Here is a 24,074-nt window from a genome sequence, read left to right on the forward strand (position 1 = left end):
GCGGGCAAGCCCAGCCAGGCGACGGAGTCCTTACGCTCACAACCCCGATCGGCGACCTCAAGACCAGCTACCTACGGGGTTGCTGCCTCATGCCTCGAAGCGTCGCCGCCGAGCAGCATGGCGCGAGTAACAGCCGCGCGTCGGATGGCCTCATTGGCCAGTCGAACACGCCGCTCTCCTTCGGCGGGAATGGCGAACTTGTCGTACAGGTTTTGCAGATGTTGCTTGATGGCTGCCTGTGTAACGAAGAGCTCGCAAGCCATCCGATTAACCGATGCAGGCGCAGGAAATGGGTTGTCGGAAACCAGTGGGCGGCACAGAATGACGAGAACCTCGAGTTCGCGCGGGGTCAGGCGCGGCGGGAACTGGCCGATGGCGACCGTTTCCGTCTCATCATCGTCGGTTGTCCCGTCAGCCCGCTCCATATCCCAGAAGATCAACCGTGAATTGCCGATGCGCAACTCGTATCCTGACCGCAGAACCCGTTCGGCAAAGATCCTCTCCCCGTTGACAAAGGTGCCATTGCGGCTACCCAGATCCCGTACAGACCAGTCTCTTCCGAAGTTCTCCAATACAGCGTGCAAGCGCGAAACGGTTTTGTCGTCGCTGAGCTGCACGACATTGGTTGAGGCCTTGCCGACGGTCACTCGATGCCCGGTCAGCGCGATGAGCGCCCGACCTGACGGTTTCCAGACTTCCAGGTGGCACGACATAGAGCTCCTTTCAAGCGAACAACAACACCGGTGGCGACTCCGTTCGCGGCGGGTCATCGATTTGCTGACACCAATATCCCTTGGAAGGGCGCGCGAAAATAGGAGCCCTGGGGGGAAGGATCTCCCACCCTCGTGGGTAGTCGAGGAGGGCCTCGGGGTGCGTCGAATCGAAAGTCGATGACCGGCGCCAGCGCCGCATCGACGTAACGGAACGTGTAATCCGAAGTCGCAGCGGATGTCTCGGCTAGCGGTGATCGCCGAACGCAAGGCCCGTTGTGAGGCAGCCGCAGCGCATCGACCGAGCCCGGTGCTTACCCCGCGGGTAGCAGAACCTTTCCCATCGACGGGTGGAATCTGGTATCGCCAGCGATTACGCGAGCACGGCTTGATCATGACCATTTAAGTCATGACCACGTACACACACAACACGGGCTTGACCCCGGAACTTCGGGCGAAGGTGGCCGCGGCGGCCGGCGATCGCGCGAGCAAGCCACGGTTCCGCGACGTGGCAGGAATCCGTCTCGTCGACAATCTTGACTCGCTTTCCCGCGACGAGATCGAAGCCACACAACATCACAATCTGCGAGCCACCCTGACAGCCGCGCGCCAGTCCGCCAACGTGTGGCGGCGTTTCCCTGCGCTCGAGGCCGTTGACACAGTCGCCGATCTTGCAGCGCTGCCCCTTCTCTCAGCCGCGGATCTGGCCGCGGGTTGCCCACCGCATTCGGCTGACCTCCTCTTCGACCCGCGGAGCCCCGGGCTCGTGCTGCGATCGAGCGGGACGGCCAGCCGGCCGAAGGTCGTCTATCACTCATGGGATTTCAACGACCGGGTCCGACATCTGGGCGTGCGCGGGGTCCGAGCGGCATTGGAGACACCGCCGAACCGTGTGGCCAATTGCCTGTTCACTGGGGACTTGAACGGAGCGTTCCTGTTCGTCCAGGACATCACGCGGTCCCTGCCGGCGCTTTCCTTCCCATTGGGCGAGTACACCTCGCCTGCCGATGCCGCAGCGATCATCGAAGCGCACGGGATCGATACGTTGGCGGCGTCACCGGCTTATGGAGCGGAGGTGTTGGCGGGAGCCCGAGACGGGCACCCGCTGCCGCTGCGGAACTTCCTCTTCATTGGCGAGTCGATGGGAGCAGAGCGGGAGCGCAGGGCGCGCTCGGCAACACCGGGGCTCGCCGTGCGGTCGCTGGCCTATTCGACGTCCGAGACCGGTCCTCTGGCGTACCAGTGCCGCCACCAGGCGGGCGCGGTGCACCACCTCCACGAGGACGCCAGCGTGGTGGAGGTCATCGACGAGGCCGGACGGCCGGTGCCTCCCGGCACGCCCGGCGAGCTCGTCGTCACGCCCTTGACGACGTCGGGGATGGCGCTCTTCCGCTATCGGCTCGGCGATCGGGGCCAGCTGCTGACCGACGCGTGCGGCTGCGGCAGCTCCGCCCGATCGGTCGTGCTCCTCGGCCGCATGCCGAACTCGATGACGGTCGACACGATCACGTTCTCCAGTGACCACCTCATGGCCGCGCTGGGGAGCCTGGGCGTGTCCAGGCCGATTGACTGCCAATTTCAGGTCCTGTGGAAGGGCCACCACTACCGGGTGCGCCTGCTCCTGTCGCCGGCCACACCGGAAGGGATCACGACTGACGCGGTCCGAACGGCCCTGCGCGGTGCCCATGAGGTCCACGAGGTGATCACGAGTCCACGGTGCCGGGATTTCGAGGTGCAACGGACGGTCACCGATCAGTTCGCGCGCACGCAGCGGGGCAAGGTGCCGGTCCTCTACCAGCACGAAATTTGTGGCTGACGGAAGCAATAGACGGTCGGGACATCTGGCGCGCTTCAAAGGACATCGTTTTGAGAAGGAGAGATCGAATCATGAGAGAACTTGCGGACCGAGCAGCAGCTCGGGAGAAAGCGGACCCAGACACTCTCGAGACGCTGCGCGCCGACCTGGATCGGATCGACGCGGAGTTCCTCGGAGCACTGGGTGCACGCGTTGATGTGTGCCGGAGCATTGCCTACTACAAGCGCGAGCACGGGGTGCCGATGATGCAACCTCACCGGATCGGTGTCGTGCAGCAGAGGGCGTCCCGGTATGCCGAGGCCAACGGTCTGGATCTGACCTTTATGAAGCGGCTGTACGACCTGATCATCGGGGAGACGTGCCGGATCGAGGATCTGATCATCGACGCCGACACCTCCGACGGGAGCGCAGCCTGATGCGCGTGATCCTCGTCGACAACTACGACTCGTTCACCTACAACCTGTACCAATTGATCGGCGAGGTGTGCGGGCAGCCGCCGACCGTTGTCCGGAACGACACACCTTGGGCCGACCTCCGATTCGACGAGTTCGATGCCGCCGTCATCTCGCCCGGCCCGGGTCGGCCCGACCGAGACCGCGACTTCGGTGTGAGCGCCCGCGTGATCCTCGACAGTGGTCTGCCGGTGCTAGGCGTCTGCCTCGGCCACCAGGGCCTCTGCCATCTCTTCGGCGGTGAGGTCGGCAGCGCGCCCGAGCCCGTGCACGGGCGCATCTCGCCCGTCCGACACAAAGGCGTCGACCTCTTCGCGGGCATTCCCTCGCCGTTCGACGTCGTGCGCTACCACTCGCTGGCCGCCACGTCGCTTCCGGACGACCTCGAGGCGCTGGCGTGGACCGACGACGGGGTCGTGATGGGCGTGCGCCACCGCCACCTGCCGTTGTGGGGCGTGCAGTTCCATCCCGAGTCGATCAGCAGCACCTACGGCCAGGAGTTGCTGGCCAACTTCTTCGCCCTCGCCGCGGGCCGGTCGACGGCCCTCGCCCCGGCGCGCACCGCCGAGCCGGAGCATCCCCGCTACGACCTGCACGTGCAGCACCTCGACGTCGAGCCCGACGCGCTGACGGCCTACACCTCCCTGTTCGCCGGCGGCGACCACGGCTTCTGGCTCGACAGCAGCTCGGTGGTCGACGGGTTGTCGCGCTTCTCGGTCATGGGGAACGGAGACGGTCCGCTCGCCGAGCATGTCACCTACAGCGTCGCCGAGTGCGAGGTCGTCGTCCGGCGGGCCGACGGGACCACCGAGCGGGTTCGGCAACAGTTCTTCGACTACCTGGACGACCAGCTGCGCGCCCGGGCGGTGGCGGCGCCGGCGGGCCTGCCCATCGACTTCAACCTCGGCTATGTCGGCTATCTGGGCTACGAGCTGAAGGCGGAGACCGGGGGCACCGACGCCCACCGGGCCGACACGCCCGACGCCGCCCTGCTCTTCGCCGACCGGGCGCTCGTCCTAGACCACGAGACACGGACCAGCTATCTCCTCGCCCTCTCCATCGCCGGCGACGCGGCCGGGACCGCCGCGGCCGACGCCTGGCTGGCGACGACCGCGGAGGCCCTGAGCACTCTTCCTTCCGCTCCCACCGATCCGGCCCCGGCCCCCACGCTGTCAGGCCCGGCCATGACCGATCCAGACATCGGCATGAACGTCGAGCTCAGGCACGACCGGGACGCCTATCTCAAGCGGATCGACGAGTGCCTGGACGAGATCAACGCCGGTGAGTCCTACGAGATCTGCCTGACCAACATGGTTACCGTCCACACGGCGACGAACGTGTTGCCCACCTTCACCCACCTTCGCCGGGTGAGCCCGGTCCCGTTCGGAGCCCTCCTCGACTTCGGCGACGTGGCCGTTCTCAGCGCATCCCCCGAGCGGTTCCTCTCGATCGACCGGCAAGGAACCGTCGAGGCGAAGCCGATCAAGGGCACTCGGCCCCGGGGTGGCGATGCCGCCGAGGATCGTGCCCTGCGGGAGGAGCTGCGCGACAACCCGAAGGACCGCGCCGAGAACCTCATGATCGTGGACCTGCTCCGCAACGACCTCAACACGGTCTGCTCGGTGGGATCGGTCCACGTGCCGAAGCTGTTCGACGTCGAGACCTACGCGGCGGTGCACCAGCTCGTCTCCACGATCCGTGGCACGCTCGCCCCCGGCCGGTCGGCGGTCGACTGCGTCCGCGCCGCGTTCCCCGGCGGGTCGATGACCGGTGCCCCCAAGGTCCGCACGATGGAGATCATCGACCGGCTCGAGCAGGGACCCCGCGGGGTGTATTCCGGCGCGCTCGGATGGTTCTCGCTGTCGGGCGCCAGCGACCTCAGCATCGTGATCCGAACCCTTGTGGTCGACGCCGGGCGTGTGACGTTCGGTGTCGGCGGCGCCGTCATCGCCCTCTCCGATCCGGACGGCGAGTTCGACGAGACGGTGGTCAAGTCAAGGGCGATGATGACCGCCCTGGCGGCGACCGGCCGGCAGGAGGGCCCGAAGTGAGCTGCGCACCGACCATCGGGCGCGTCGTCGTCGCCGGCGGCGCGGGAGCGGTGGGGGCACTGTTCGCCGAGCGGCTGCAGGAATCGGGCAACGACGTCGTCATCGTTGACCTCGCCGCCCCCGTGCCTGCCCACCGTGGCACCCGCTTCATGCGGGGCGACGTCGGCGATCCCGGCGCGGAGGTGACCGACCTTGTACGAGCGGCCGACGCGGTCCTGCTGGCCGTGCCGGAGCGGGTGGCACTGGTCGCCATCGGCCGGCTGGCCGGCGCGCTGCGGCCCGACGCCCTCATCGCCGACACGCTGTCGGTCAAGGCCACGGTGGTCCCCGCCCTGCGCGCCGCCGCCCTCGTCGCCGGGAAGGAGGCGGAGGCGCTGAGCCTCAACCCGATGTTCGCCCCCTCCCTGGGCTTCGCCGGCCACCCGGTGGCTTCTGTGGTCGTGCGCGACGGCCGGCGCGGGCGCGCGCTGTGCAACCTGATCGAGCAGTGGGGTGCCCGAGTGGTGACCGTAACCGCCGACCAGCACGACCGGGTGGCGGCCGCTGCCCAGGCCCTCACCCATGCCGCCGTGATCGCCTTCGGCGCCGCCCTGGCCGAGTTGGACGTCGACATCGCCGATCTGGACCGGATGGGTCCGCCGCCGCACACCGCGCTGCTGTCACTGCTGGCGCGCATCGCGTCAGGCGCACCGGAGGTCTACTGGGACGTCCAGGCGGCCAACCCCCACGCCCCCGCGGCTCGCCGCGCGCTGGCACGCGGGATGTCGCGGCTGACGGGTGTCGTCGAGGACGGCGACCGCGCGGCGTTCGGCGACCTGCTCAACCGCCTCTGCGGGGTGCTCGGCCCCCTGCGGGGCGCCTACCGCGAACGCAGCGCGCAAGGGCTGCGGGCCATGACCACCAATCTCACAAAGGAGACGCTCGAATGACTGATTTGAAGGAAATGCACACGCCGGTCGACGCGCCCGCGGACAGCCGGCCCAACTGGGTCGCGTCCCGCGTCAGCAAGACCTCGGACTCGCTCGATCGGGCCTTCGAGGAGGGCCTGACCGGGCATGTCATCACCGCGCGGGACGGCAAGCGGGTCCAGCTGGACGACGGCAGCGAGGCCGTGGAGTTCGTCTCGTGCTCCTACCTCGGCCTGGAGACGCACCCCGACCTGATCGCGGCGGCGACAGAGGCGCTGCGCGTCTTCGGGCTCCACTTCTCCACGTCCCGCAACCGGGGACGGCCGCCCTACCTCGGCGAGCTGGAGGACCTCCTCTCCCACATGTACGGCGGCGCGCAGGTGGCCGCCTTCACCTCGGTCAGCAACGTCCACCTGGGCTTGCTGCCGCTGCTCGGCGCCGGCGCCCTGCCCAGCTATCCCGTGGCCGACGCCGGCGTCGCGTTCCTCGTCGAACGGACGGCGCACGCCTCCATCCAGGTGATCCGCGGGGTGCTCGAGCAGATCGGGCCGACGCGGCGCTTCGACATGACAGATCCCGCAGCGCTGCCCGCAGCGGTCCACGAGGTCGCCGCCACCGGTAGGACGCCGATCGTGCTGGTCGACGGCGTCGGCTCGATGGGCGGCCTGATCGACGTGGCCTCGATGCTGGCCACCATCGAGCCGTTCGGTGGCCACCTGTACGTGGACGACGCCCACGGTGTCTCGATCGACGGCCCACTCGGCGCCGGGTACGCGTTCGAAGCCCTCGGGGGGACGCTCCCGCCCCATGTCGTCCTCGCCGGCTCGCTGTCGAAGGCCTTCGGCGGCGCCGGCGGTTTCGCGGTCGTGCCGAGCGACGCAGACATGCGGGTCCTGCGCAAGTTCGCCAACCCCCTGGTGTTCGGGCACTCGATCATGCTTCCCATGCTGGCGGCGAACGTCGCCGCCGGCCGGTTGCACGTCGACGGCCAGGTGGCCGAGCTGCAGCAGCGGCTCTGGCGCAACGCCGCCGAGTTCGACCGGCTGACGGCAGGAACGCTCGTCAACGCCGGGCTGCGCTCGCCGGTCCGGGGCGCGCTGTTCGACACCGAGGCCGAGGCGTTCGCCGCTGCCCGTCGGTTGCGGGAGGCCGGTGTGCTGATCCTCCCCGCCTTCTACCCCACGGTCGCCAGGGGCACCGGCCTGATCCGCTTTGCCGTGTCCGCCCTGCACCAGCAGCGCGACCTCGAGACGGCCGCCCGTGCGCTCGGGCTCGCCGCCCCGATCCCTTCTACCCACCCAATTGCCCTCACCGATCAAGGAGTCTGAACGATGTCTCTGTCCAACCGGCCATTGCTGACCCCCGACCAACGCTCCCGACTGGCGGCGATGGCCGACCTCGGCGGGGGCAACCTGCTGGCGACGGCGATGGCCGTGCACCTCGACCCGCACATCCCGTTCATCCGCACGGGTCGGCCGGTGATCAACACCGCGGGGGAGGAGCAGACGGAGTTCACGCTCGCCCAGATCGATGCGCTGGCCCAGAGCTGGTCGGTCTGGTATCACAACCAGGGCGTCGGCCCGCGCGACCGGGTGGCGCTCTACATCGCTGACTCGTTCGCCTACTCGATCCACCTCTACGCCCTCGCCCAGTTGGGCGCCATCCCGGTGCTCATCAACAGCAAGGCGTCGCCGGCTCTGGCGCTCGGCCTGTGTGAGCGCACGACACCGGTGGGGATCTACATCGATCGGTCCCGCCTCGCGGCCATCGGCGAGGGGATCGGATCGCTGGACGGCCTGCGCTGGGTCCAGCTGGCCGAGGACCTGCCCGCCCCGCCCCCGGCCGCGCTGCCCGACTCCTGGCGCTTCCGCCACGCACCGGAGGACCCGGTGTCGATCATGCACTCGTCGGGGACGACGGGACGGCCGAAGGCGGTGACCCAGACCCACGCGTCCAGCGTCGCCGGACCGCGCTACCGCCTGGAGAACTACACGGAGCCCGTCAACGAGCTGCTCATGACCGCCCAACCGCAGTCGCATCTCGGGTGCATCGTGTACACCGCCTACGCCATCCTCGCGGGCTCGCCGCTCGTGGCGCTCTACGACCCGAGCGGTGAGGAACTGGCGGCCGCCCTGCGCCGGCACCGGCCGAAGTCGGTCATGGCATTCGCCCACGCCTACGCCGAGTTGGCCGCGCTCGACACGCCGGAAGGCACCGTCGATTCGGTCGACTACTGGGTCACCATGGGGGACGCCATCCACGAGGCCCACATCCGGGCCATCCTGGCCAAGCGCAGCCCGGACCAGCCGCCCGCCACCTTCTACGACCGCTTCGGCACGACCGAGCTCGGCTGGGGTCTGGTGGTGCAGCCCCGGACGCTGTCGTCGGAGCGCACGGACCGGCGGGTCGGCAAGCCCGATCCCGTTGCCGAGGTCGCGGCGCTGCGCGCGGACGGCAGCCGGGCGCCGGTGGGCGAGGTGGGTTTCTTCGGGGCCCGGGGCCTGTCCATCACCGCCGGGTACTGGAGCGACTCCGACACCACCTGTCGCTCGAAGCTGGGCGGTTACTGGCTGACCGGCGACCTGGTGTACCAGGACGAGGACGGCAACTACTACGTGGTGGACCGGACGAAGGACGCCATCGAGACCGCCGAGGGCACCGGCTACTCGGTGCTCATGGAGGAGGTGCTGCTCAGTGAGATCAGTGCCATCAGCGACTGCGCCGTCGTCGCAGGCCGCCACGGCGACGAGATCGTTCCGGTCGCCGTCGTCATCACCGGCGATTCGCCGGCCGAGGCCGAAGCGCTGCTGGCCGAGGCCAACGAGGTGCTGGAGAAGGCGGGCCATCCCCGTATCGCGGTGCTGGACGTCGCCCGGACCCCGGACGACTTCCCCGTCGGCGTGACCGGCAAGGTGCTCAAGCGCGAACTGCGGGAGAGGTACAGCGACCTTGCGGAGAGCCTGCTCCAGGAGAACCGAGCCGTCGCCGCGTTCATGACCAGCCGGCCCGACAGCGCGGTCGCGTGATGATCGGGAACTGGCTCTCGACCCTGGTGCCCGAGCCCGGCGCACGTCGCCGCCTGGGCTTGGCCACCGGGATCTACAACATCGGCACCGGCATGTTCATCACGTCGTCGGTCCTGTACTTCACAGAGGGACTGGGACTGTCGATCACCGAGGTCGGCCTATGGCTGGCCGTGGCCGGACTGATCGGCCTCTTCGGCGGTGTTCCGATGGGGCACCTGGCCGACCGCCGCGGCCCCCGGGGGGTCGCGGTCCTGAGCCTGGTCGTGCTGGCGTTGACGATGGCGGCCTACGTCTTCGTGACCAGCATCTGGATGTTCGTCGTGGTGACCGTGGTGGAGATGCTGGCGACCTCGGCATCGAGAGCCTCGCGCGGCGGGCTCATACGCCGCGTCGGAGGCGAGGGCGCGGCCGCCTACCGCTCCCAGCTCCGGGCCATCGAGAACGCAGGCGTCGGCGTCGGCGCCGTCCTCGGCGGGTTGGCGCTGCAGCTGGACACCCTGGCCGCCTATCAGGCGCTGTTCCTCGTGAACGCCGCGACCTTCCTGATCGGCGCATGGGTGTGCGCGAGGCTCCCACTCTTCGCGCCGATGCCGGCTCCGCCCGGTTCCCGACGCTGGGTGGCCCTCCGGGATAGACCGTTCATCGCATACACGGCCCTCAACGGGGTGATGAGTCTGCAGTACGCGGTCATCACATTCGCCCTCCCGCTCTGGATCGCGACGGAGACGAGCGCCCCCCGCTGGATGGTCGGCGCCGTGTTGCTCGTCAACACGTTCGGGGTCGTGGCGCTCCAGGTCTGGGTCGGTCGGAAGGTCAGGACCATCCACCAGGGCGCCGCCGCCATGCGCGTCGCCGGGTTCGTCTTCCTGGTCGCCTGCGCGGGTGTCGCGGTGGCGGCCGACCTGCCGGCGTGGGCCGCGGCCGCGGTCCTGCTGGCCGCGGTGGCCGTCCACTCGGTCGGCGAGATGTGCCACGCGGCGGCGGTGTTCGCGCTGAGTTTCGAGCTGCCGCCGGCCCACGCGCAGAGCGAGTACGTGGGCCTGCAGGACATGGGCCTCGGCACCGCTTTCGCGGTGGCACCCGCGGTGCTCGGTGCCCTGTGCCTGGGGCTAGGCCAGGTCGGCTGGCTGCTGCTCGGCGGGCTGTTCGTCGCGGCAGGAATGGCGACCGTGCCCGTCGCCCGGTGGGCGCTCCGCAGCCGGCCCTTCCCCCTCACGTCGGACGGGGTCCCGGTCCCGGGCGCCGATATATCCACCGGTCCCGTCGTGGCCTCCTCAGGAAGGGACGCAGCATGAGCGAGCGTCAGCGAGCGGGGGCCGGGCGGCGCCTCGACCGCACGGCCGGGCCCCGCGCTTTCATCCTGACCGGCGCCCTGTCCATAATCTGCCGGGATCCCATCTACATCGACGACCTGCGGAAACGGGACCTGAAGGTCCTGGTGATCACCGCGGCCGACGGGCGTGGGTATGCGAAGGCGCATCGTGACGACCCCGCCCACCCGGCCTCCGCGATCGAGGAGGTCGCCTTCGTAGACGGGTCGGTCGAGAGCGAGGGCTCCTTCCTTCCCGGAGTCATCGAGCACGCCGGACGCTGGCGCGAGCAGTATGACGTGGTCGGCATCTACGCCGTGGGGGAAACGCTGGTCGAGCCGACGGGCCTGGTCGCCGACTACTTCGACCTCCCGTTCCCGGGGTTGCGGGCAGCGCGCGCCTGCCGGAGCAAGTACCTCCAGCGCTGGTACCTGCCCGATCTCAGTCCGGCATCCGTGCTGATCCCACCCGGGGCGCGCGAGTCCGTGGACCACGGGCCCATCCGGTTCCCCGCGGTGATCAAACCGGCCACGAGGCACTCGAGCCTGGGTGTCCGCATGGTGTACGACCGCGCCGAGTTGGCCGCGCAGCTGCACGACTATCCGGCGCAGGAGACCATCTTGGTGGAGCAGAAGATCACCGGTCAGGAGTACTCGGTCGAGAGCCTGATCCAGGACGGCAAGTCCCTGTACGCCTCGGTCACGCGCAAGGAGACCACGGACGTCGACTCCCAGTATTTCGTCGAGATGGCCCACACCGTGCCCGCCCCACGGAACGGGGAGTGGGACGCGGTGCAGCGGGCCAACGACGCGATGCTCGACCGGCTGGGTGTCGAGAACGGCATCACGCACGCCGAGTGGAGGGTCGACGAGCGGGGGGAGGCGCACCTCATGGAGGTCGCCGCCCGGACCCCCGGAGACGGGATCATGGTGCTGTACCGACTCGCGACGGGCCGGCGGATGGAGCCCGAGATCCTGCGGATCGCGCTCGGAGAGCCCGCCGACTATCCCGCGGCCCGGCGCTACGCACGCCAGGTGTACGTCGGGCACCGGCCCGGAATCCTCGGCGACGTGGAGGTCGACTGGCCCGGGGTCGAGGCCCGATGGGTCAACGACGGCACTCCCTGGCCCGACATCCCCGCCCTACCCGCCGAAGACCCGCCGGCGCTGCGCGCCGTCCTCGTCTATGAGGCCCGCGGCGCGGCGCTGGGCCCCATCCGCAGCTCCGACGACCGGGCCGTGTCCTTCTTCATCGACGCGCCCACGATCGCCGAGCTGGACGAGATCGAGGAGCGCGCCCGCCGGGCCGTGACGATCCACACGGCCCCATCCTGAGACCCAAGGTGGCCAGATCGTGCCGCCACCTCTGTTCGTAGAGGTCGCACAGCGGCAGGCACGTGACGTCGGCGGCGATGACGGCCAGCGCGACCTCGGCGCGGTCATACCGATCGTGAATTCGCGTGTGCTGGAGTCCAATTCGGCTCCAGATCTTCGCATGTCGCTGAGGCAGCCGCAGCACATCGATTGAGCTCGGTGCTTACTCCGCGGACAGGAAGACCTTTCCCATCGACACGTGGAATCTGGCATCCCAGCGATTACGCAAGCACGTCTTGATGACGACCATTTCAGGTATGACCACAAGCGCTACCTGCGCGAGAAGTACGAGGACCTCGTCGTCGATCTCGCTGACCCCTCGACCACATCACTCGCCACGAGCGCCGCACTCGGCCAATTCGATCGAGGGAAACCATCATGACTAATCCAGACACTCTGCTCGTGTTCGACGAGGCCGTTACCCGCGCCGGCGTCGAAGGGTGGATACAGCACCTGGAATCCGCCGGCGCACCAACCGAGATCTACCGGCTGGGCTCAACTCTCGTCCTCCCGGTGTCCGATGTGGACCTCATCCATAGGGCTGGCCCGGAGCTTCCTGCGCCGACGTACCAAGTGCTGCGGAACAGCCAGATCTGGTTGGGGCGCAGGGACCTTCGCCCCGCCGGGACCGAGGTCTCCTTCGGACCGACCACGATCGGCGACGGTTCCGTCGCGGTGATCGCCGGACCGTGCGCGGTCGAATCGCCGGAACAAACGATGGCCACCGCGGCCGTCGTCACCGAACACGGCGCCGTCGGTCTGCGGGGCGGCGTTTTCAAACCGCGGACCTCGCCACATTCGTTCCAGGGCCTCCGGTGGGACGGCCTCGACCTGCTGGCCGAGGCCAGGGAGCGGACAGGCCTCCCCGTCGTCACCGAGGTGGTCGACCCGGAGCACGTCAAGCGGCTGGCCGGGGTGGTCGACGGGTTGCAGATCGGAGCCCGAAACATGCAGAACTTCGCGCTGCTGACCGCGGTGGGCCAGAGCGGCCTTCCGGTCGTGCTCAAGCGCGGCTTCGGCTGCACCGTGGAGGAAACCCTCGCCGCCGCCGAGTACCTGCTGCTCGAGGGCAATGACCAGGTGGTGCTGTGCGAGCGGGGTATCCGCACGTTCGAGCCGTCGGCGCGCTTCACGCTGGACCTCACCGCGGTCGCGCTGTGGAAGCAGCGCACCCACCTGCCGGTCATGGTGGATCCCAGCCATTCCGGTGGCCGGCCAGAACTGGTGGGACCACTGTCGCTGGCAGCGGTCGCGGCCGGCGCCGACGCGCTGATCATCGATGTTCACCTCCAGCCGGAGCAGGCGTTGTGCGACGGGGCCCAGGCGATCCGCCCACAACAGTTCGCCGACTTGATGGCCCGGCTGGCTCCGCTGGCGGCCGGACTCGGTCGTCGCATGAGCCGCGTCGCATAGATCGGGGCCCCGGGTGTTCACTGAGAAGCTGAAGCTGGCGATCGTTGGGCTCGGCCCACGCGGCTTGTCGGTCGCGGAACGTCTTTGCGCCAATGCTGAGTCGCTTCTGCCGCACGGGCGGGAACTTGTCATCTACCTCGTCGATCCGCATGTGCTCGAGGGCGGCCAGGTATGGCGAAGCACGCAGGACCGGGTGCTGTTGATGAACACGGTGGCCTGCCAGGTGACCATGTTCGTCGACAACACCGTCGACTGTGACGGGCCGGTGAAAACAGGGCCGAGCCTCCACGAGTGGGCCCGCTCGATCGCCTTGATCGGCAGCCCGAAGGTACCGGAGGCCGTTCGAGCCGAAGCCGTCATGCTCGGGCCGGACGACTATCCGTCCCGGGCGTTCTACGGGAGCTATCTGCAGTGGACGCGCCGCCGCATCATCCGGACGGCACCTCCGGGTGTCAGTTTCACGCTGCTCGAGGCGACCGCGGTCGACGTTCGTGACACGCCGGCTGGCTTGCAGGAAGTCGTACTGAACACCGGGGAGACCATCGGCGACCTACAGGCCGTCGTGCTCGCACTCGGTCACATGCCGCATCATCTCGGCGAGGCCGAGGCGGCCCTGAGTCGGTTCGCGGACCGGCACGGCCTGCGGTACATCGCACCGAGCAACCCGGCCGACGTGCCGCTTGACGCCATACCCGCGGGCGCATCGGTGATTCTGCGCGGCATGGGCCTCAACTTCTTCGACTACATGGCGCTGTTGACCATCGGCCGTGGCGGCACCTTCGCGCGCGAGTTCGACGGCACTCTGACCTACCGTCCATCGGGGCGGGAGCCCCGCCTGGTTGCGGGATCTCGGCGCGGAGTGCCGCATCACGCCCGCGGCAAGAACGAAAAGGGGTCGTTCGGTCGGCACGAGCCGCGGTACGTGACCGCCGAGGTGATCGAGCGGCTGCGGGCCCGCGCCGACGCGGGGACACCCGCGGGCTTCCGTCGGGACATCTGGCCGATGATCGACCAGGAAGTCCGCACGGTGTACTACGCGACCCTGGTGCGGGAGCGTCAATGCGCCTGCGATGCAGAGGAATTCACCGCCATGTTCGCCGCGGCGGAGCCCGCGACGGTACCGATCTCCGGTGACCCTCTGGCCATCGATGAGAGCGACGCCCAACGCGTTGTGCTCGCCAAGTTCGATATCCATCCCGACCAGGGCTGGGAATGGCAGAAGATCGCGACGCCGTTCACCGACAACGACCTATCCTCGACCAAACGGTTCCGCAGCTGGCTGCGGTCGTATCTGGACGCTGAAGTCCAGGAGGCCAGTAAGGGGAACGTGACCGGTCCACGCAAGGCCGCCCTGGATGTCCTGCGCGACCTGCGCAACGAGATCCGATTGCTCGTGGACCACGGTGGCCTGTCCGGCGACTCCTATCGCGACGAATTGCAGCGCTGGTACATGCCGTTGAACGCCCATCTGTCGATCGGGCCGCCAGCCGAACGCATCGAGCAGTTCGGCGCCCTCATGGATGCCGGTGTGCTCGAGGTGCTCGGCCCGGACCTGCGCGTCGACTGCTCGGACGGACGCTTCATCGCGTCCTCCGGAGCCTGTCCGGACCTCTCCGTGCGGGCCGACACGCTGATCGAAGCGCGCCTGCCGGAAACCGACCTGCACCGGACAACCGACCCGCTGCTGCGGACGCTGCTTGACCGAGGCGAGTGCCGACCCTATCGCATCCCGATCCGCGGGGGTGGTCACTACGTCTCAGGCGGTGTGGCGGTCACCCGGCGTCCGTACCGGCTTCTCGACGCTGCCGATCGCCCGCACCCGCGGCGGTTCGCGTTCGGCGTGCCGACCGAGACGGTGCACTGGGTGACCGCGTCGGGCATCCGTCCCGGTGTCAACTCCGTGATCCTCGGTGATGCGGACGCCATCGCGCGGTCCTGCCTCTCCGCCGCCGCGAAGCAGCGGCGCCCGCTGCTGCTCGCTGCCGATCGCGGCGACCACCTGACCAGGAGGTCAGCGTGAGCACCTTGGACTACGGAATTCTGGCGCCCGCGTGGGCGGCGACGGGAGCGGCTGAACTCGTCGACGACAACGCGTTGCTGAAAGCCATGCTCGCCACGGAAGTCGCCCTCGCCGAAGCGCAGGCCGAGTTGGGCGTGATTCCCGCGGGCGCGGCGGCGGCCATCAGGGTGGCCGCCGTCCCCGCTCGCATCGACCTCGCGGCGATCGCTGCGGGAGTGCGGGAGACGGCCAACCCCGTCGTGGCGTTCGTCGAGCAGCTCACCGCCGCCGTTCGGTCCGTCGACCCATCCGCCGCCGAGTACGTGCACCGCGGCAGCACCAGCCAGGACATCCTGGACACGGCGCTGATGCTGCTGTGCGCGGCGACGCTGGACCGCATTGCAAACGACCTGCTGGCGTGCGCCGACGGCCTTGCCGCACTCGCCGAGCGGCACCGGGACACACCGTTGGCCGGGCGCACCCTGACGCAGCACGCCGTGCCGGTCACCTTCGGGCTGAAGACGGCCACCTGGCTGCATCTGGTGCTCGACGTCGTGGACCGGGTGCGCCGGGCCCGAGCGGCACTGCCGGTCTCGCTGGGCGGCGCGGCGGGCACGCTCGCGGCGTACCACCAGTACGCGCTGGACACGACCGATCCGGCCGGCGTGACGCTGCGCCTGCCGGCGTTGGTGGCCCGTCGCCTCGGGCTTGCCGAGCCGGTCTTCCCCTGGCACGGAGTCCGCACGCCCCTGGCCGACGTCGCCGCGAGCCTGATGGTCACCACCGGTGCGCTCGGCAAGCTGGCCGCCGACGTCCTCGTGCTGACCCGGACCGAGATCGGGGAGGTCGCCGAGGAGCAGGCGCCGGGCAGGGGGACGTCCTCGGCCATGCCGCAGAAGCACAATCCCGTGTTCTCGACGCTCATCGCGACCGCGGCCCGGCAGCTGCCCCCGATCGCCCTCGTGCTGTTCGGTTCCATGGCCGTGGAGGACGAGCGGTCCTCGGGCGGTTGGCATGCCGAGTGGCAACCGCTACGGGAGTGCCTGCGCATCGGTGCCGGCGCCGCCGCCAACGCCGCTTCCCTCGCGGCGGCACTTCGGGTCTCACCCGAGGCGATGGCGGCCAACCTACGGTTGACCCGCGGTGCCATCGTCTCCGAGCGGGCCAACGTGGTTCTGGCGCCGTTGCTCGGCAAGGCCAACGCCAAACGTTTACTCGCCGAGGTGACTTCAGCGGCCGAGCGGGACGGTGCCGACCTGGCCGACCTGCTCACCGTCGCGCTGGAGCAGACCGGGGTGGCCGTCCCCAACGTATCCGGGCTGTTCGATCCGTCCGGCTACACAGGGATGTCCGGTCCGCTGGTCGACCGGGCGCTCCAGCGTTTCGAATCGGTTCAGAAGGAGATCACATGAATGATGTTGCCGCGCTGGAGTTCACCAGGTAACTTGCGCAGCCGCTCCCAGCCGAGAGGCGGGCGGAAGTGCTCGCGCTGAATCCAGCAACTCGCACCGACAACGCGAAAGGGCAATCCGGGCCCCTGGAACCCGGCAGCACCCGCTGACCTGGCACCACCTGCACACGAGCGACGAAGCTCGTGGTTGTTCCATCGACGAAGTTGCCCATGAAGTTTCGTGCGTGATGGACGGACCCGAACCGCTCCGGGAACTTGTGGGCCCGTACTTGAGGGTCTTTGAACAGCAACCCCGAGTAGGGGTTGCGATGCCGTCCTGGTCGACGGCCCGCCACAGGTACTGCCGACGGCCGTTGATCGTCGAGAACACCTCGTCGAGATGCCACTTGTCGCCGGGGCGCGCACGTCGGTGGCGACGCCACGGTGTCCACCGACGCACGGTGCACAAGGCGTTGGAATCTCCGATCCCGCCCCACGCAAACCCAGGGAGGTGGCGGTGCGCGTTCCACCGCTGGATTGCTGCCGGACGCGACCTCGTCGAGGAGTTCCGGGGGTCGACTCCTTCCGGCCACAGCTCATGTCCGCCCGAATTCCGGCGGATCCTACGGCGACCCCAAGTAGGCGGCGATCTCGGCGCTCCCGCGACTTGTCCCGGTCGGGAAATACCCGATGGAGTCGACGATCCAGAAGGTGCGCCCTCCCCGGATCCACAGGTTCTGACTATTACTCCCGCTGAGTGGGATTCGCTGGCTGTGGCCCCGCGGTTACGTCCGGGTACATCCTCTCGCCCCAAACAGGGGGAGTCCGATCAACCGACGCCACCAGCACCCGCACATCCGACCGACATGACGACGAGCACCATATCCAGTTCGCCGATCGCCACCGGCCCAGGTCGGCTCATGATCTCGAGCGGAACGCCGATCTCATGCGCGGCAGTTTTATCCCGTATCCCGTATCCCGGTCGGCCCCTTGTCGAGCGAGGTCACCGGACGGTGATTGTCTGCAGGTCGTTGCCGATGATCACGTCGCCGCTGTAGCCCTGCTTCGCCCAATTGGTCCATTGGGTCATGTCGAGGTTCGGAGTGGTCGGGCCGAAGTCCGCGACGTGTGAGACAACGAGTTTCGGCACGTCGGCACGCTCGGCGACGCTGCCCACCTCCTGCACCTGGGTGTGCGATTGGATCATGTGATCCTTCGCCGCCGTGGAGAGCTGGCTGCCCTCGATGTTGACCGACTCGTGCACGAGCACGTCGGATCCCCGGGCCAGCTCGATGAGGTTGTCCGAGATCGCGGTGTCGCCCGAGAAGGTCACCGAACCGTACTCGGTGTCGAAGCGAAAGCCGAACGAGGGAAACACCGGTCCGTGCGGAACCAGCGTCGCGGTGACCCGCACGCGATCGTCGCTCATCACCGGAAACGGGGCCGTCGGCGGATGGGTGTTCTCGAACGTGGCACCGATCGGCGGCAGGGCGATCTCGTTGACCACGGCGATGGCGGCCGTGTCCTGTAGCCCGGTGTCGCGCATCAGCACGTTGTTGCTGTAGGCGAATGCCTCGTTGCACCGCCGCGTGAGCTCGGCCAGACCCGGCGTCGGATTCTCCGGCACCGCGGTGGGAACAGGTGCTCCGCCGAAAGCCGGCTGCAGTCCACCGGCGGGCCCCGGCCCGTAGACCTGGACGGGCCCCGACACGGCGTCATCGATCTTCGGGTCGCTTCCGCCGCCCAGCATGAAGAAGTTGTAGTAGTCCGCGACATGATCGGCGTGCAGGTGAGTGATGAAGATGTTCTTCAACGCGGCGAACTTCAGTCCCGAGCGCCGGTACTGCGTCACCGACGCTCGGCCGCAGTCGACGAGATAGGGCGTCCCGTCGACCACCAAGGCCGTCGAGATCCCGGTGCGATCCGGCACCACCGGGGGCCCCGCCTGGGTCCCGAGTAGGACGAGTGCGAGCTTGGAGTCGGAGCCGGGCGGTCCAGCCGCTGCCGTTGTCGTGGCCGCCGCCTGCTGCCCTGAATCGGATGACGCGCACGCACTCAGGCCGAGTACGGCGGCGAATCCACCGATCCCGGCCAACATCGATCGTCGAGAAACGGCCGACGACGTCGCGACCTCGACATCCCCGGCGCAACACGAAATGCACATGTCGGTACCTCTCTCTCGAGAATGCACAATCCTCACCACTCGTCGCGGATGTCCTGCGCGACGCCCAGGTGCTCGCACAGCCGCCGGATGGCGCTGCAGTCCTGGACCAGCGGCTTCTGGTCGCCGTCGGCGGTGACGTCCGCGATGATCGTGCCGGCGCCGGTGACCTGTTCGAGCTCGAGGATGGCCCGCCAGGTGGTCATGTCGTTGCCGGTGAACGCGTCCACCCCCTCACGGAGGCCCTCCAACAGCGTGTCGCGTTCGTCGGCATCGAGCGTGTCGTACACCAGCGTCACCAGATCGCCCGCGATCGAGGAGTGGCAGAGTTCGTCGCGACGGTGCAGCGCCACCGTGGCGCGATTGACGGGCTGCACCGCCTCGTCCTCGGTCATCAGGCCCAGGTACGCGCTGATGGACGTCTCGGCGACGGTGGTGAACGCGAGGGTCGTCAACGCCGCGGCCCGGGGATCGGTGTGCCGGGACACCGCCGAGTGGTGTCGTCGAACCGTTTGGGCCACGGGCAGAGCGTCCTCGCGCAGCGACCAACCGCGGCTTCTTCGCGTCAACGCGCTGGCATTGAGGTGCATCAACGTGTGGTACTCCTCGTCGACCATCGACTGCAGCGCGGCCGCGCGGTGACGGTCGCCGAGCCCGGCGCCGAACGCGTCGCGGGAGAGCAACTGGAAGCCCGGGTTGACGACGAACTGCTCGATGTCCATCACGTTCTTGTTGTAGGCGATCCACCCCCAGGCACGCAGCCGGGCCTTCTTCGTCTCGGGCAGGCACCGGTACAGGTCGTGCTCGCGGAAGGGGAGCAGTTCCTCGGAGAAGTCGGCCTTCGATGCGTCGAACAGCTCATCAAGGTCCGGCTCCGCCCTCCGTACCGTCGCGCGCCGCGGCCAGCTCCGGACCAGTCCCCGGATCACCGCGCTCTCGACCGGGTTCGACTCGTCACACTCGGGAAGCGCGGGCCGCAAGAGCGGAGTCTCGAACCCGACCGTCCCGCCGAACAGTTCGAACGGTCCCGTCATCGCTCGACCACCTCCGCCCGCATCGACACCGGCACGGGCGTCAGGCCCCGGAAGACCTCCGCACACAACTCGCCGTACTCATCGGCGCGGTGACCGAGCGGCACGCGCGCGGTGGCCATCAGCGCCTCGAAATCTGCCTCGGTGCCGTGCTCGACGACCGACGACAACCGGGTCACCGCCGCTGCCAGGGCGTCGCGCGCCTTGCCCGCCAACGGATTCCCAGCCTGGACATCGCGATACACCGCCGGGTTGCCGAGCCCGATCCGGGCCAGCAGCGCCAACGCCACCGTGTGCGGCGGGGTCGCGGTCGCGGCCAGTTCCTCGCTGGTCACGTCGAGTTCGGCCAATGCGAGGCCAAAGGACAGCACCGCGGCGTGCGTGAGCGCCTGAGTCGCCGCCACGATTCGGTCGTGCTGATCGGGTGCGAGCCTGACGATCTCGGCCCCCCAGCCGGAGACCGATCCGAGGAACCGGTCCACCGCAGGCCCACCCCGATAGACGACCGCCGCGACCGGACGACCCGCCATCCCCAGGTCCGGTGCGAACATCGGGTTGATCCCGACCGCCGCGGTGTCCGGCGCGCATTCCGCGAGCGCGTGTGCGAACCGCGTCTTCACCGACAACGTGTCGACGAGCAGGGCCCCGGGGCCGAGGAGCCCCGGCAGGCCGGGCGCCGCGGCCAGCGCGACGGATTCCGGCACGGCCAGCACCACCAGGTCTGCGGCACGGAGGATCGCGACGAGTTCTCCGGTGGGTGCCGTCAGGTCCGCCGCCACGGCTCCCGCGCCGTCCTGCACCCGTTGCGCACAGCGGGGATCGGCCACCACCACCCGGACGCCGTCGCCGCGCAGCGAGGCCACCAGCATCGCGCCGACCGACCCCGCACCGCCGACGACGACGGCGGTGCGGAACTGCGACGGCGTGCGCGCAGATCCGGTACGGGTCACGGTCCGGCCTGGTCCTGATCGTCGGCGTCCATCGACAGGCAACGCTTCATGGTGACGGCCTTGACCATCGTCTCCTCGTACTCCTCGTCCGGGTCCGACATCGCCATGATCGCGCCGCCCGCGCCGAACGTCACCTCGTCGGCCGTGGCGACGATGGTCCGGATCACGATGGAGAAATCGGCGGTGCCGGAGAGGGAGAAGTACCCGATCGCACCCGAGTACACGCCGCGCGGGCCATCCTCGAGCTTGTCGAGGATCTCGAGGGTCCGTACCTTCGGCGCGCCGGTCATCGATCCACCGGGGAACGTCGCCCGGATGCAGTCGACCACCGACACACCGGGACGAAGGGTCCCGCGGATGGTCGAGACCAGTTGGTGCACAGGCGCGTACGTTTCGACATCGAACAGCTTCGGGACGTGCACCGAACCCGGCACGCAGACACGGGACAGGTCGTTGCGGACGAGGTCGACGATCATCAGGTTCTCGGCACGATCCTTCTCGCTCCCGCCCAGGTCTCGCCGCAGGGTCTCGTCCACCTCGGTCGAGGACGAGCGCCGCCGGGTGCCCTTGATCGGCTTGGACTCGATCACCCGATCCGACCCGATCCGCAGGAAACGTTCCGGCGAGGCACTCAGGACCGAGATGCCCGTGAACTGCAGGAGCGCGTTGTACGGGGTGGGACTGATCTCGCGCAGGCAGGCATAGCGGTCCAGCGGATCGATCGGCCCGTCCACGGTCGCGGCGTTGGTCAGGCACACCTCGTACGACTCGCCGGATCTGATCTCGCTGAGGCACTGCTCGATCAACGCCAGATAGGTGTCCCTGTCGTGCCGGAAGCGCGGCTCGGTGTCGGCGTCGAGATGGACCAGCGGGGGTGGCGACGGTTGCTCGTGGGGGACGATGTCGAACTCCGACAGCAGGGCCGCCGTGTCCGCCATCCACCGGGCACCCACCCGATCGCCGGAACCGTCGTCGAGCGAGAGCAGATAGCAGCAGTTGGCCTCGTGGTCGAGCACCAGCGCTCGGTCCGCGAACACGACCGCGGCGTCCGGGTTCGGGGAGGTGTGGACGAGCTGCCCGCAGGTATCCGCCTTCAGCTCGTAGCCGAGGTACCCGACGTAGCCGAGGCAGAATCCGAACGGAAGATCGGGGCGCGGTGCCACCGCGCGGGCGCGCAGCTCACTGTCCATGTAATCGAAGAAGGTCGAGTGGACCTCCCGCGCGAGCTGTCCGTCCCGGTGTACCCGCACCGTGGTCTCGGTGACGTTGTACGTGACGTACTCGGCCAGGGGGCCGGAGCAGTCGCCCATGACGGAGAACCGTGAGTCCGGCTCGAGCGCCGCGCTGCCGTCCAACCAGAAGCTGTTCGGGCCGGGCGCGAACAGAGCCTCGTAGACCGCCTTCGGATCGAGCGCTCGGTCGATGCGCACGCTGTTCACGTGGTAGCGGGGTTCAGCCGGCGGCGGGGGGGTCGGGCGCACCGCAGCGCGGTGTGAACGCCGCCGCGGGGTCAGGTCCCGGAAATTGGTGATCAGCGAGCGGCCGTGATCGGTGCAGATGGACTCCGGATGGAACTGAACGCCCCACAGCGGGCGCTCTCGATGGCGCACCGCCATCAGGAGGCCCTCGCGTGTGCGGGCAAGTGCCTCGAGCTGATCGTCGAGGTCCTCGACGATCAGGGAGTGATAGCGCACCGCGCGGAAGGGGGAGGGAATGCCGTCGAACAGTCCTTCTCCGGTGTGCAGCACCTCGGAGATGCGCCCGTGCATCGGCACCGGTGCCGGCAAGACGGGACTGCCGAACAGGTGACACAGTCCCTGGTGCCCCAGGCACACGCCGAGGACGGGCAGGTCGCTGTCGGTGATCGCCGCCGCGCTGATGCCGAAATCCCTGTCCCGGTCCGGTCTTCCGGGCCCGGGCGAGATGACGATGTTGTCGTGGTCGGCCAGGTTCACCGACGCCCACTCGACGTCGTTCGACACCACTGTGGGAGGGATGCCGTTCACCTCGGTCAGCAGGCTGTACAGGTTGTAGGTGAAGGAATCGTAGTTGTCGATCAGGAGCGTTCGCGTCGGCGTCATGGGCGTCAGCCCCCACGTCCAGACGGCCCGGTGGCACGCTCGGGCTCCGATCCGTCCGCGTCGATGATCAGGTCCTCGACGCGGCAGGTCTCACGGATCAACAGATCGTAGAGCGAGCGAAAGAAGTCCGGGGACAGCGCGTGCTCGACCGCATAGGTCTGGGCGCGGTTCTGGACGAATCCGACGCGCTGCGGCTGCATCATGGGTATCGAATGACGCCGCTTGACCTGAGCGATCCGAGTGCACACCTCGATCCGCGCGCGAACGTCCTCGAGCAGATGCCGGTCGACGTCGTCCAGCTCGGTGCGCAACTGCTCGAGCTCGCGCTGCGCCGCTGAGATTCCGCTTCCGGTCCCGTGGGAACCATTCGACGTGTCCATCCGCCGCCGCCTTAGCAATCTGGGCTGACCGGCATCGACTCCGATCGACGCCGGCCCGCCGAGGTTCGTCAGCCTCGAGCAGAACTCCGGGTAGAGAATCTTCCAATCTTCTCACGCTGAGTTGCGCCCGAACCACTCTTTTCATCGATTCCTCGATGTCCGACGTTACCGACGGCGGCAGGCCGCCGCGGTCGATGCGGTCTCGCTTGGATTGCGTTTGGCGCCCCTCAGATCGCCTCGCCGGGCCGCAGCTCCCGCGCGTCGAGGCCCGCCTCCGTCATCCGTCGGACGAACTCGGCGCCGGGCCCGAAAAACCGATCGGGGCGTACCGAATCGAGCCCCATCGGCCATAGCGTCCCGAAGTGCACCGGGATCGCGGTGCGGGCGCCGACGGCGGTGGCCGCCAGGACGGCCGCCGCGGGATCGAGGTGCCCCGGTCCGAGACTCGGACCCCACCCTCCGACGGGGATGAGTGCCAGATCGCACTCGGGAATCCAGTCCGACATCGAGCCGTACAGCGCCGTGTCCCCGGCAAAGTAGGTACGCCCCGCGCCCTCGATCACGTAGCCGAGCGCCCGAACTCGGTGTGGCCCGCGTGGCCAGCGTCGACCGTCGTGTTCGGCCGGGACGCCGCGGACGAGCACACCGCCGATACGGACCTCGTCGCCGGGACTCACCTCGATCAACCGATCGCCGAGCGCCCGGAGCCCTGAGACCTGGCCGACCGCGCCGGTGGGGACGAGGATCGGCACGTCGCCGCCGATCAGCCGCAGTGAGGGCAGATGGGTGTGGTCCGCGTGTAGATGGGACAACACCACCGCGTCCGGGCGCAGCGGGTTCGTCACGTCGCCCGCGGCTCCGACCGAGGTGTCGAGCGGGTTCGGTCCGCGCCTTCGCCGCAGGTGGGCGACCCGGTCGGTGAGGATCGGGTCGGTCAGGATGGTGGTATCGCGGTCCGTGATCGAGACGGTGGCGTGCCCGTGCCATCGGGCCCGCGGTGTTCGATCAGACATGGCACCCACG

Annotated in this window: 19 protein-coding genes and 1 pseudogene; 12 read left to right on the top strand and 8 right to left on the bottom strand. The window is 68.7% G+C overall.

Translation table 11 applies throughout. The features are described 5' to 3' along the window. Positions 1–71: 71 nt before the first annotated feature. Positions 72–713 (bottom strand): FHA domain-containing protein, encoded by a 642-nt coding sequence (locus ACFQS9_RS18300; RefSeq protein WP_378407246.1) that lies wholly within the window; start codon positions 711–713, stop codon positions 72–74. Between the two features lie 406 nt (positions 714–1,119). Between ACFQS9_RS18300 and ACFQS9_RS18305 the strand changes: the two genes are divergently transcribed. The 12 genes from ACFQS9_RS18305 (at position 1,120) to ACFQS9_RS18360 (ending at position 16,470) form a co-directional block, all read left to right on the top strand. Continuing rightward, positions 1,120–2,526, top strand: a complete 1,407-nt coding sequence (locus tag ACFQS9_RS18305) for a phenylacetate--CoA ligase family protein (protein ID WP_378407248.1) — start codon at positions 1,120–1,122, stop codon at positions 2,524–2,526. A 71-nt stretch (positions 2,527–2,597) separates the two neighbouring features. Next, entirely contained in the window at positions 2,598–2,942 is a 345-nt protein-coding gene (locus ACFQS9_RS18310) for a chorismate mutase family protein (RefSeq protein WP_378407250.1), read from the top strand. Continuing rightward, positions 2,942–5,029, top strand: a complete 2,088-nt coding sequence (gene pabB, locus ACFQS9_RS18315) for an aminodeoxychorismate synthase component I (RefSeq protein WP_378407252.1) — start codon at positions 2,942–2,944, stop codon at positions 5,027–5,029. Before ACFQS9_RS18310 ends, pabB (ACFQS9_RS18315) begins: the two co-directional genes overlap by 1 nt. Further along, on the top strand, positions 5,026–5,958 hold the full coding sequence (locus tag ACFQS9_RS18320) for a prephenate dehydrogenase/arogenate dehydrogenase family protein (RefSeq protein WP_378407254.1): 933 nt from the start codon (positions 5,026–5,028) through the stop codon (positions 5,956–5,958). The genes pabB (ACFQS9_RS18315) and ACFQS9_RS18320 overlap by 4 nt, the downstream gene beginning before the upstream one ends. Beyond that, positions 5,955–7,265, top strand: coding sequence for an aminotransferase class I/II-fold pyridoxal phosphate-dependent enzyme (locus ACFQS9_RS18325; protein WP_378407256.1), 1,311 nt, complete (start codon positions 5,955–5,957; stop codon positions 7,263–7,265). The genes ACFQS9_RS18320 and ACFQS9_RS18325 overlap by 4 nt, the downstream gene beginning before the upstream one ends. Before the next feature lie 3 nt (positions 7,266–7,268). Continuing rightward, positions 7,269–8,963 carry a class I adenylate-forming enzyme family protein gene (locus tag ACFQS9_RS18330; protein ID WP_378407259.1) on the top strand — a complete coding sequence of 565 codons (1,695 nt, stop codon included), beginning with the start codon at positions 7,269–7,271 and terminating at the stop codon, positions 8,961–8,963. Next, complete coding sequence (locus ACFQS9_RS18335) at positions 8,963–10,258, top strand: MFS transporter (RefSeq protein WP_378407507.1); 1,296 nt, start codon at positions 8,963–8,965, stop codon at positions 10,256–10,258. The genes ACFQS9_RS18330 and ACFQS9_RS18335 overlap by 1 nt, the downstream gene beginning before the upstream one ends. Next, positions 10,255–11,607: an ATP-grasp domain-containing protein gene (locus ACFQS9_RS18340; protein WP_378407261.1), complete on the top strand. Its 1,353-nt coding sequence runs from the start codon at positions 10,255–10,257 to the stop codon at positions 11,605–11,607. Before ACFQS9_RS18335 ends, ACFQS9_RS18340 begins: the two co-directional genes overlap by 4 nt. A gap of 238 nt (positions 11,608–11,845) precedes the next feature. Further along, a complete protein-coding gene (locus ACFQS9_RS18345) occupies positions 11,846–12,028 on the top strand; it encodes a hypothetical protein (RefSeq protein ID WP_378407263.1) in 183 nt (60 codons plus the stop codon). Next, on the top strand, positions 12,025–13,059 hold the full coding sequence (aroF, locus tag ACFQS9_RS18350) for a 3-deoxy-7-phosphoheptulonate synthase (RefSeq protein ID WP_378407265.1): 1,035 nt from the start codon (positions 12,025–12,027) through the stop codon (positions 13,057–13,059). Before ACFQS9_RS18345 ends, aroF begins: the two co-directional genes overlap by 4 nt. Positions 13,060–13,072: 13 nt before the next feature. Further along, entirely contained in the window at positions 13,073–15,079 is a 2,007-nt protein-coding gene (locus tag ACFQS9_RS18355; RefSeq protein WP_378407267.1) for an FAD/NAD(P)-binding protein, read from the top strand. Further along, a complete protein-coding gene (locus ACFQS9_RS18360) occupies positions 15,076–16,470 on the top strand; it encodes a lyase family protein (RefSeq protein ID WP_378407269.1) in 1,395 nt (464 codons plus the stop codon). Before ACFQS9_RS18355 ends, ACFQS9_RS18360 begins: the two co-directional genes overlap by 4 nt. Positions 16,471–16,779: 309 nt before the next feature. On the opposite strand, the pseudogene ACFQS9_RS18365 reads toward ACFQS9_RS18360, so the two are convergent. The 7 genes and pseudogenes from ACFQS9_RS18365 to ACFQS9_RS18395 all read right to left on the bottom strand — a co-directional run. After that, positions 16,780–16,911, bottom strand: a pseudogene (locus tag ACFQS9_RS18365) (DDE-type integrase/transposase/recombinase); the annotation flags it as partial. A gap of 540 nt (positions 16,912–17,451) precedes the next feature. After that, positions 17,452–18,546 (bottom strand): MBL fold metallo-hydrolase, encoded by a 1,095-nt coding sequence (locus tag ACFQS9_RS18370; protein ID WP_378407271.1) that lies wholly within the window; start codon positions 18,544–18,546, stop codon positions 17,452–17,454. A gap of 98 nt (positions 18,547–18,644) precedes the next feature. Continuing rightward, on the bottom strand, positions 18,645–19,643 hold the full coding sequence (locus ACFQS9_RS18375) for an AurF N-oxygenase family protein (RefSeq protein WP_378407273.1): 999 nt from the start codon (positions 19,641–19,643) through the stop codon (positions 18,645–18,647). Further along, positions 19,640–20,509: a prephenate dehydrogenase/arogenate dehydrogenase family protein gene (locus ACFQS9_RS18380; protein ID WP_378407509.1), complete on the bottom strand. Its 870-nt coding sequence runs from the start codon at positions 20,507–20,509 to the stop codon at positions 19,640–19,642. The genes ACFQS9_RS18375 and ACFQS9_RS18380 overlap by 4 nt, the downstream gene beginning before the upstream one ends. Positions 20,510–20,586: 77 nt before the next feature. Further along, positions 20,587–22,671 carry an aminodeoxychorismate synthase component I gene (gene pabB, locus ACFQS9_RS18385; protein WP_378407275.1) on the bottom strand — a complete coding sequence of 695 codons (2,085 nt, stop codon included), beginning with the start codon at positions 22,669–22,671 and terminating at the stop codon, positions 20,587–20,589. A gap of 5 nt (positions 22,672–22,676) precedes the next feature. Continuing rightward, positions 22,677–23,051 carry a chorismate mutase family protein gene (locus ACFQS9_RS18390; protein WP_378407277.1) on the bottom strand — a complete coding sequence of 125 codons (375 nt, stop codon included), beginning with the start codon at positions 23,049–23,051 and terminating at the stop codon, positions 22,677–22,679. 227 nt (positions 23,052–23,278) lie between these two features. Then, on the bottom strand, positions 23,279–24,064 hold the full coding sequence (locus tag ACFQS9_RS18395) for an MBL fold metallo-hydrolase (RefSeq protein ID WP_378407279.1): 786 nt from the start codon (positions 24,062–24,064) through the stop codon (positions 23,279–23,281). Between the last annotated feature and the right edge of the window lie 10 nt (positions 24,065–24,074).

It is taken from the genome of Rhodococcus daqingensis, from assembly GCF_042665615.1.
Classification (GTDB): domain Bacteria; phylum Actinomycetota; class Actinomycetes; order Mycobacteriales; family Mycobacteriaceae; genus Rhodococcus_G; species Rhodococcus_G daqingensis.

Bases quoted from the DNA above. Each gene is read 5' to 3' on its own strand.
- ACFQS9_RS18380 (WP_378407509.1), bottom strand. From the start codon at position 20,509: ATGCTGGTGGCCTCGCTGCGCGGCGACGGCGTCCGGGTGGTGGTGGCC.
- ACFQS9_RS18325 (WP_378407256.1), top strand. From the start codon at position 5,955: ATGACTGATTTGAAGGAAATGCACACGCCGGTCGACGCGCCCGCGGAC.
- ACFQS9_RS18300 (WP_378407246.1), bottom strand. From the start codon at position 713: ATGTCGTGCCACCTGGAAGTCTGGAAACCGTCAGGTCGGGCGCTCATC.
- aroF (WP_378407265.1), top strand. From the start codon at position 12,025: ATGACTAATCCAGACACTCTGCTCGTGTTCGACGAGGCCGTTACCCGC.
- ACFQS9_RS18335 (WP_378407507.1), top strand. From the start codon at position 8,963: ATGATCGGGAACTGGCTCTCGACCCTGGTGCCCGAGCCCGGCGCACGT.
- ACFQS9_RS18330 (WP_378407259.1), top strand. From the start codon at position 7,269: ATGTCTCTGTCCAACCGGCCATTGCTGACCCCCGACCAACGCTCCCGA.
- pabB (WP_378407275.1), bottom strand. From the start codon at position 22,671: ATGACGCCGACGCGAACGCTCCTGATCGACAACTACGATTCCTTCACC.
- ACFQS9_RS18370 (WP_378407271.1), bottom strand. From the start codon at position 18,546: ATGTTGGCCGGGATCGGTGGATTCGCCGCCGTACTCGGCCTGAGTGCG.
- ACFQS9_RS18395 (WP_378407279.1), bottom strand. From the start codon at position 24,064: ATGTCTGATCGAACACCGCGGGCCCGATGGCACGGGCACGCCACCGTC.
- pabB (WP_378407252.1), top strand. From the start codon at position 2,942: ATGCGCGTGATCCTCGTCGACAACTACGACTCGTTCACCTACAACCTG.
- ACFQS9_RS18305 (WP_378407248.1), top strand. From the start codon at position 1,120: ATGACCACGTACACACACAACACGGGCTTGACCCCGGAACTTCGGGCG.
- ACFQS9_RS18375 (WP_378407273.1), bottom strand. From the start codon at position 19,643: ATGACGGGACCGTTCGAACTGTTCGGCGGGACGGTCGGGTTCGAGACT.
- ACFQS9_RS18390 (WP_378407277.1), bottom strand. From the start codon at position 23,051: ATGGACACGTCGAATGGTTCCCACGGGACCGGAAGCGGAATCTCAGCG.
- ACFQS9_RS18310 (WP_378407250.1), top strand. From the start codon at position 2,598: ATGAGAGAACTTGCGGACCGAGCAGCAGCTCGGGAGAAAGCGGACCCA.
- ACFQS9_RS18340 (WP_378407261.1), top strand. From the start codon at position 10,255: ATGAGCGAGCGTCAGCGAGCGGGGGCCGGGCGGCGCCTCGACCGCACG.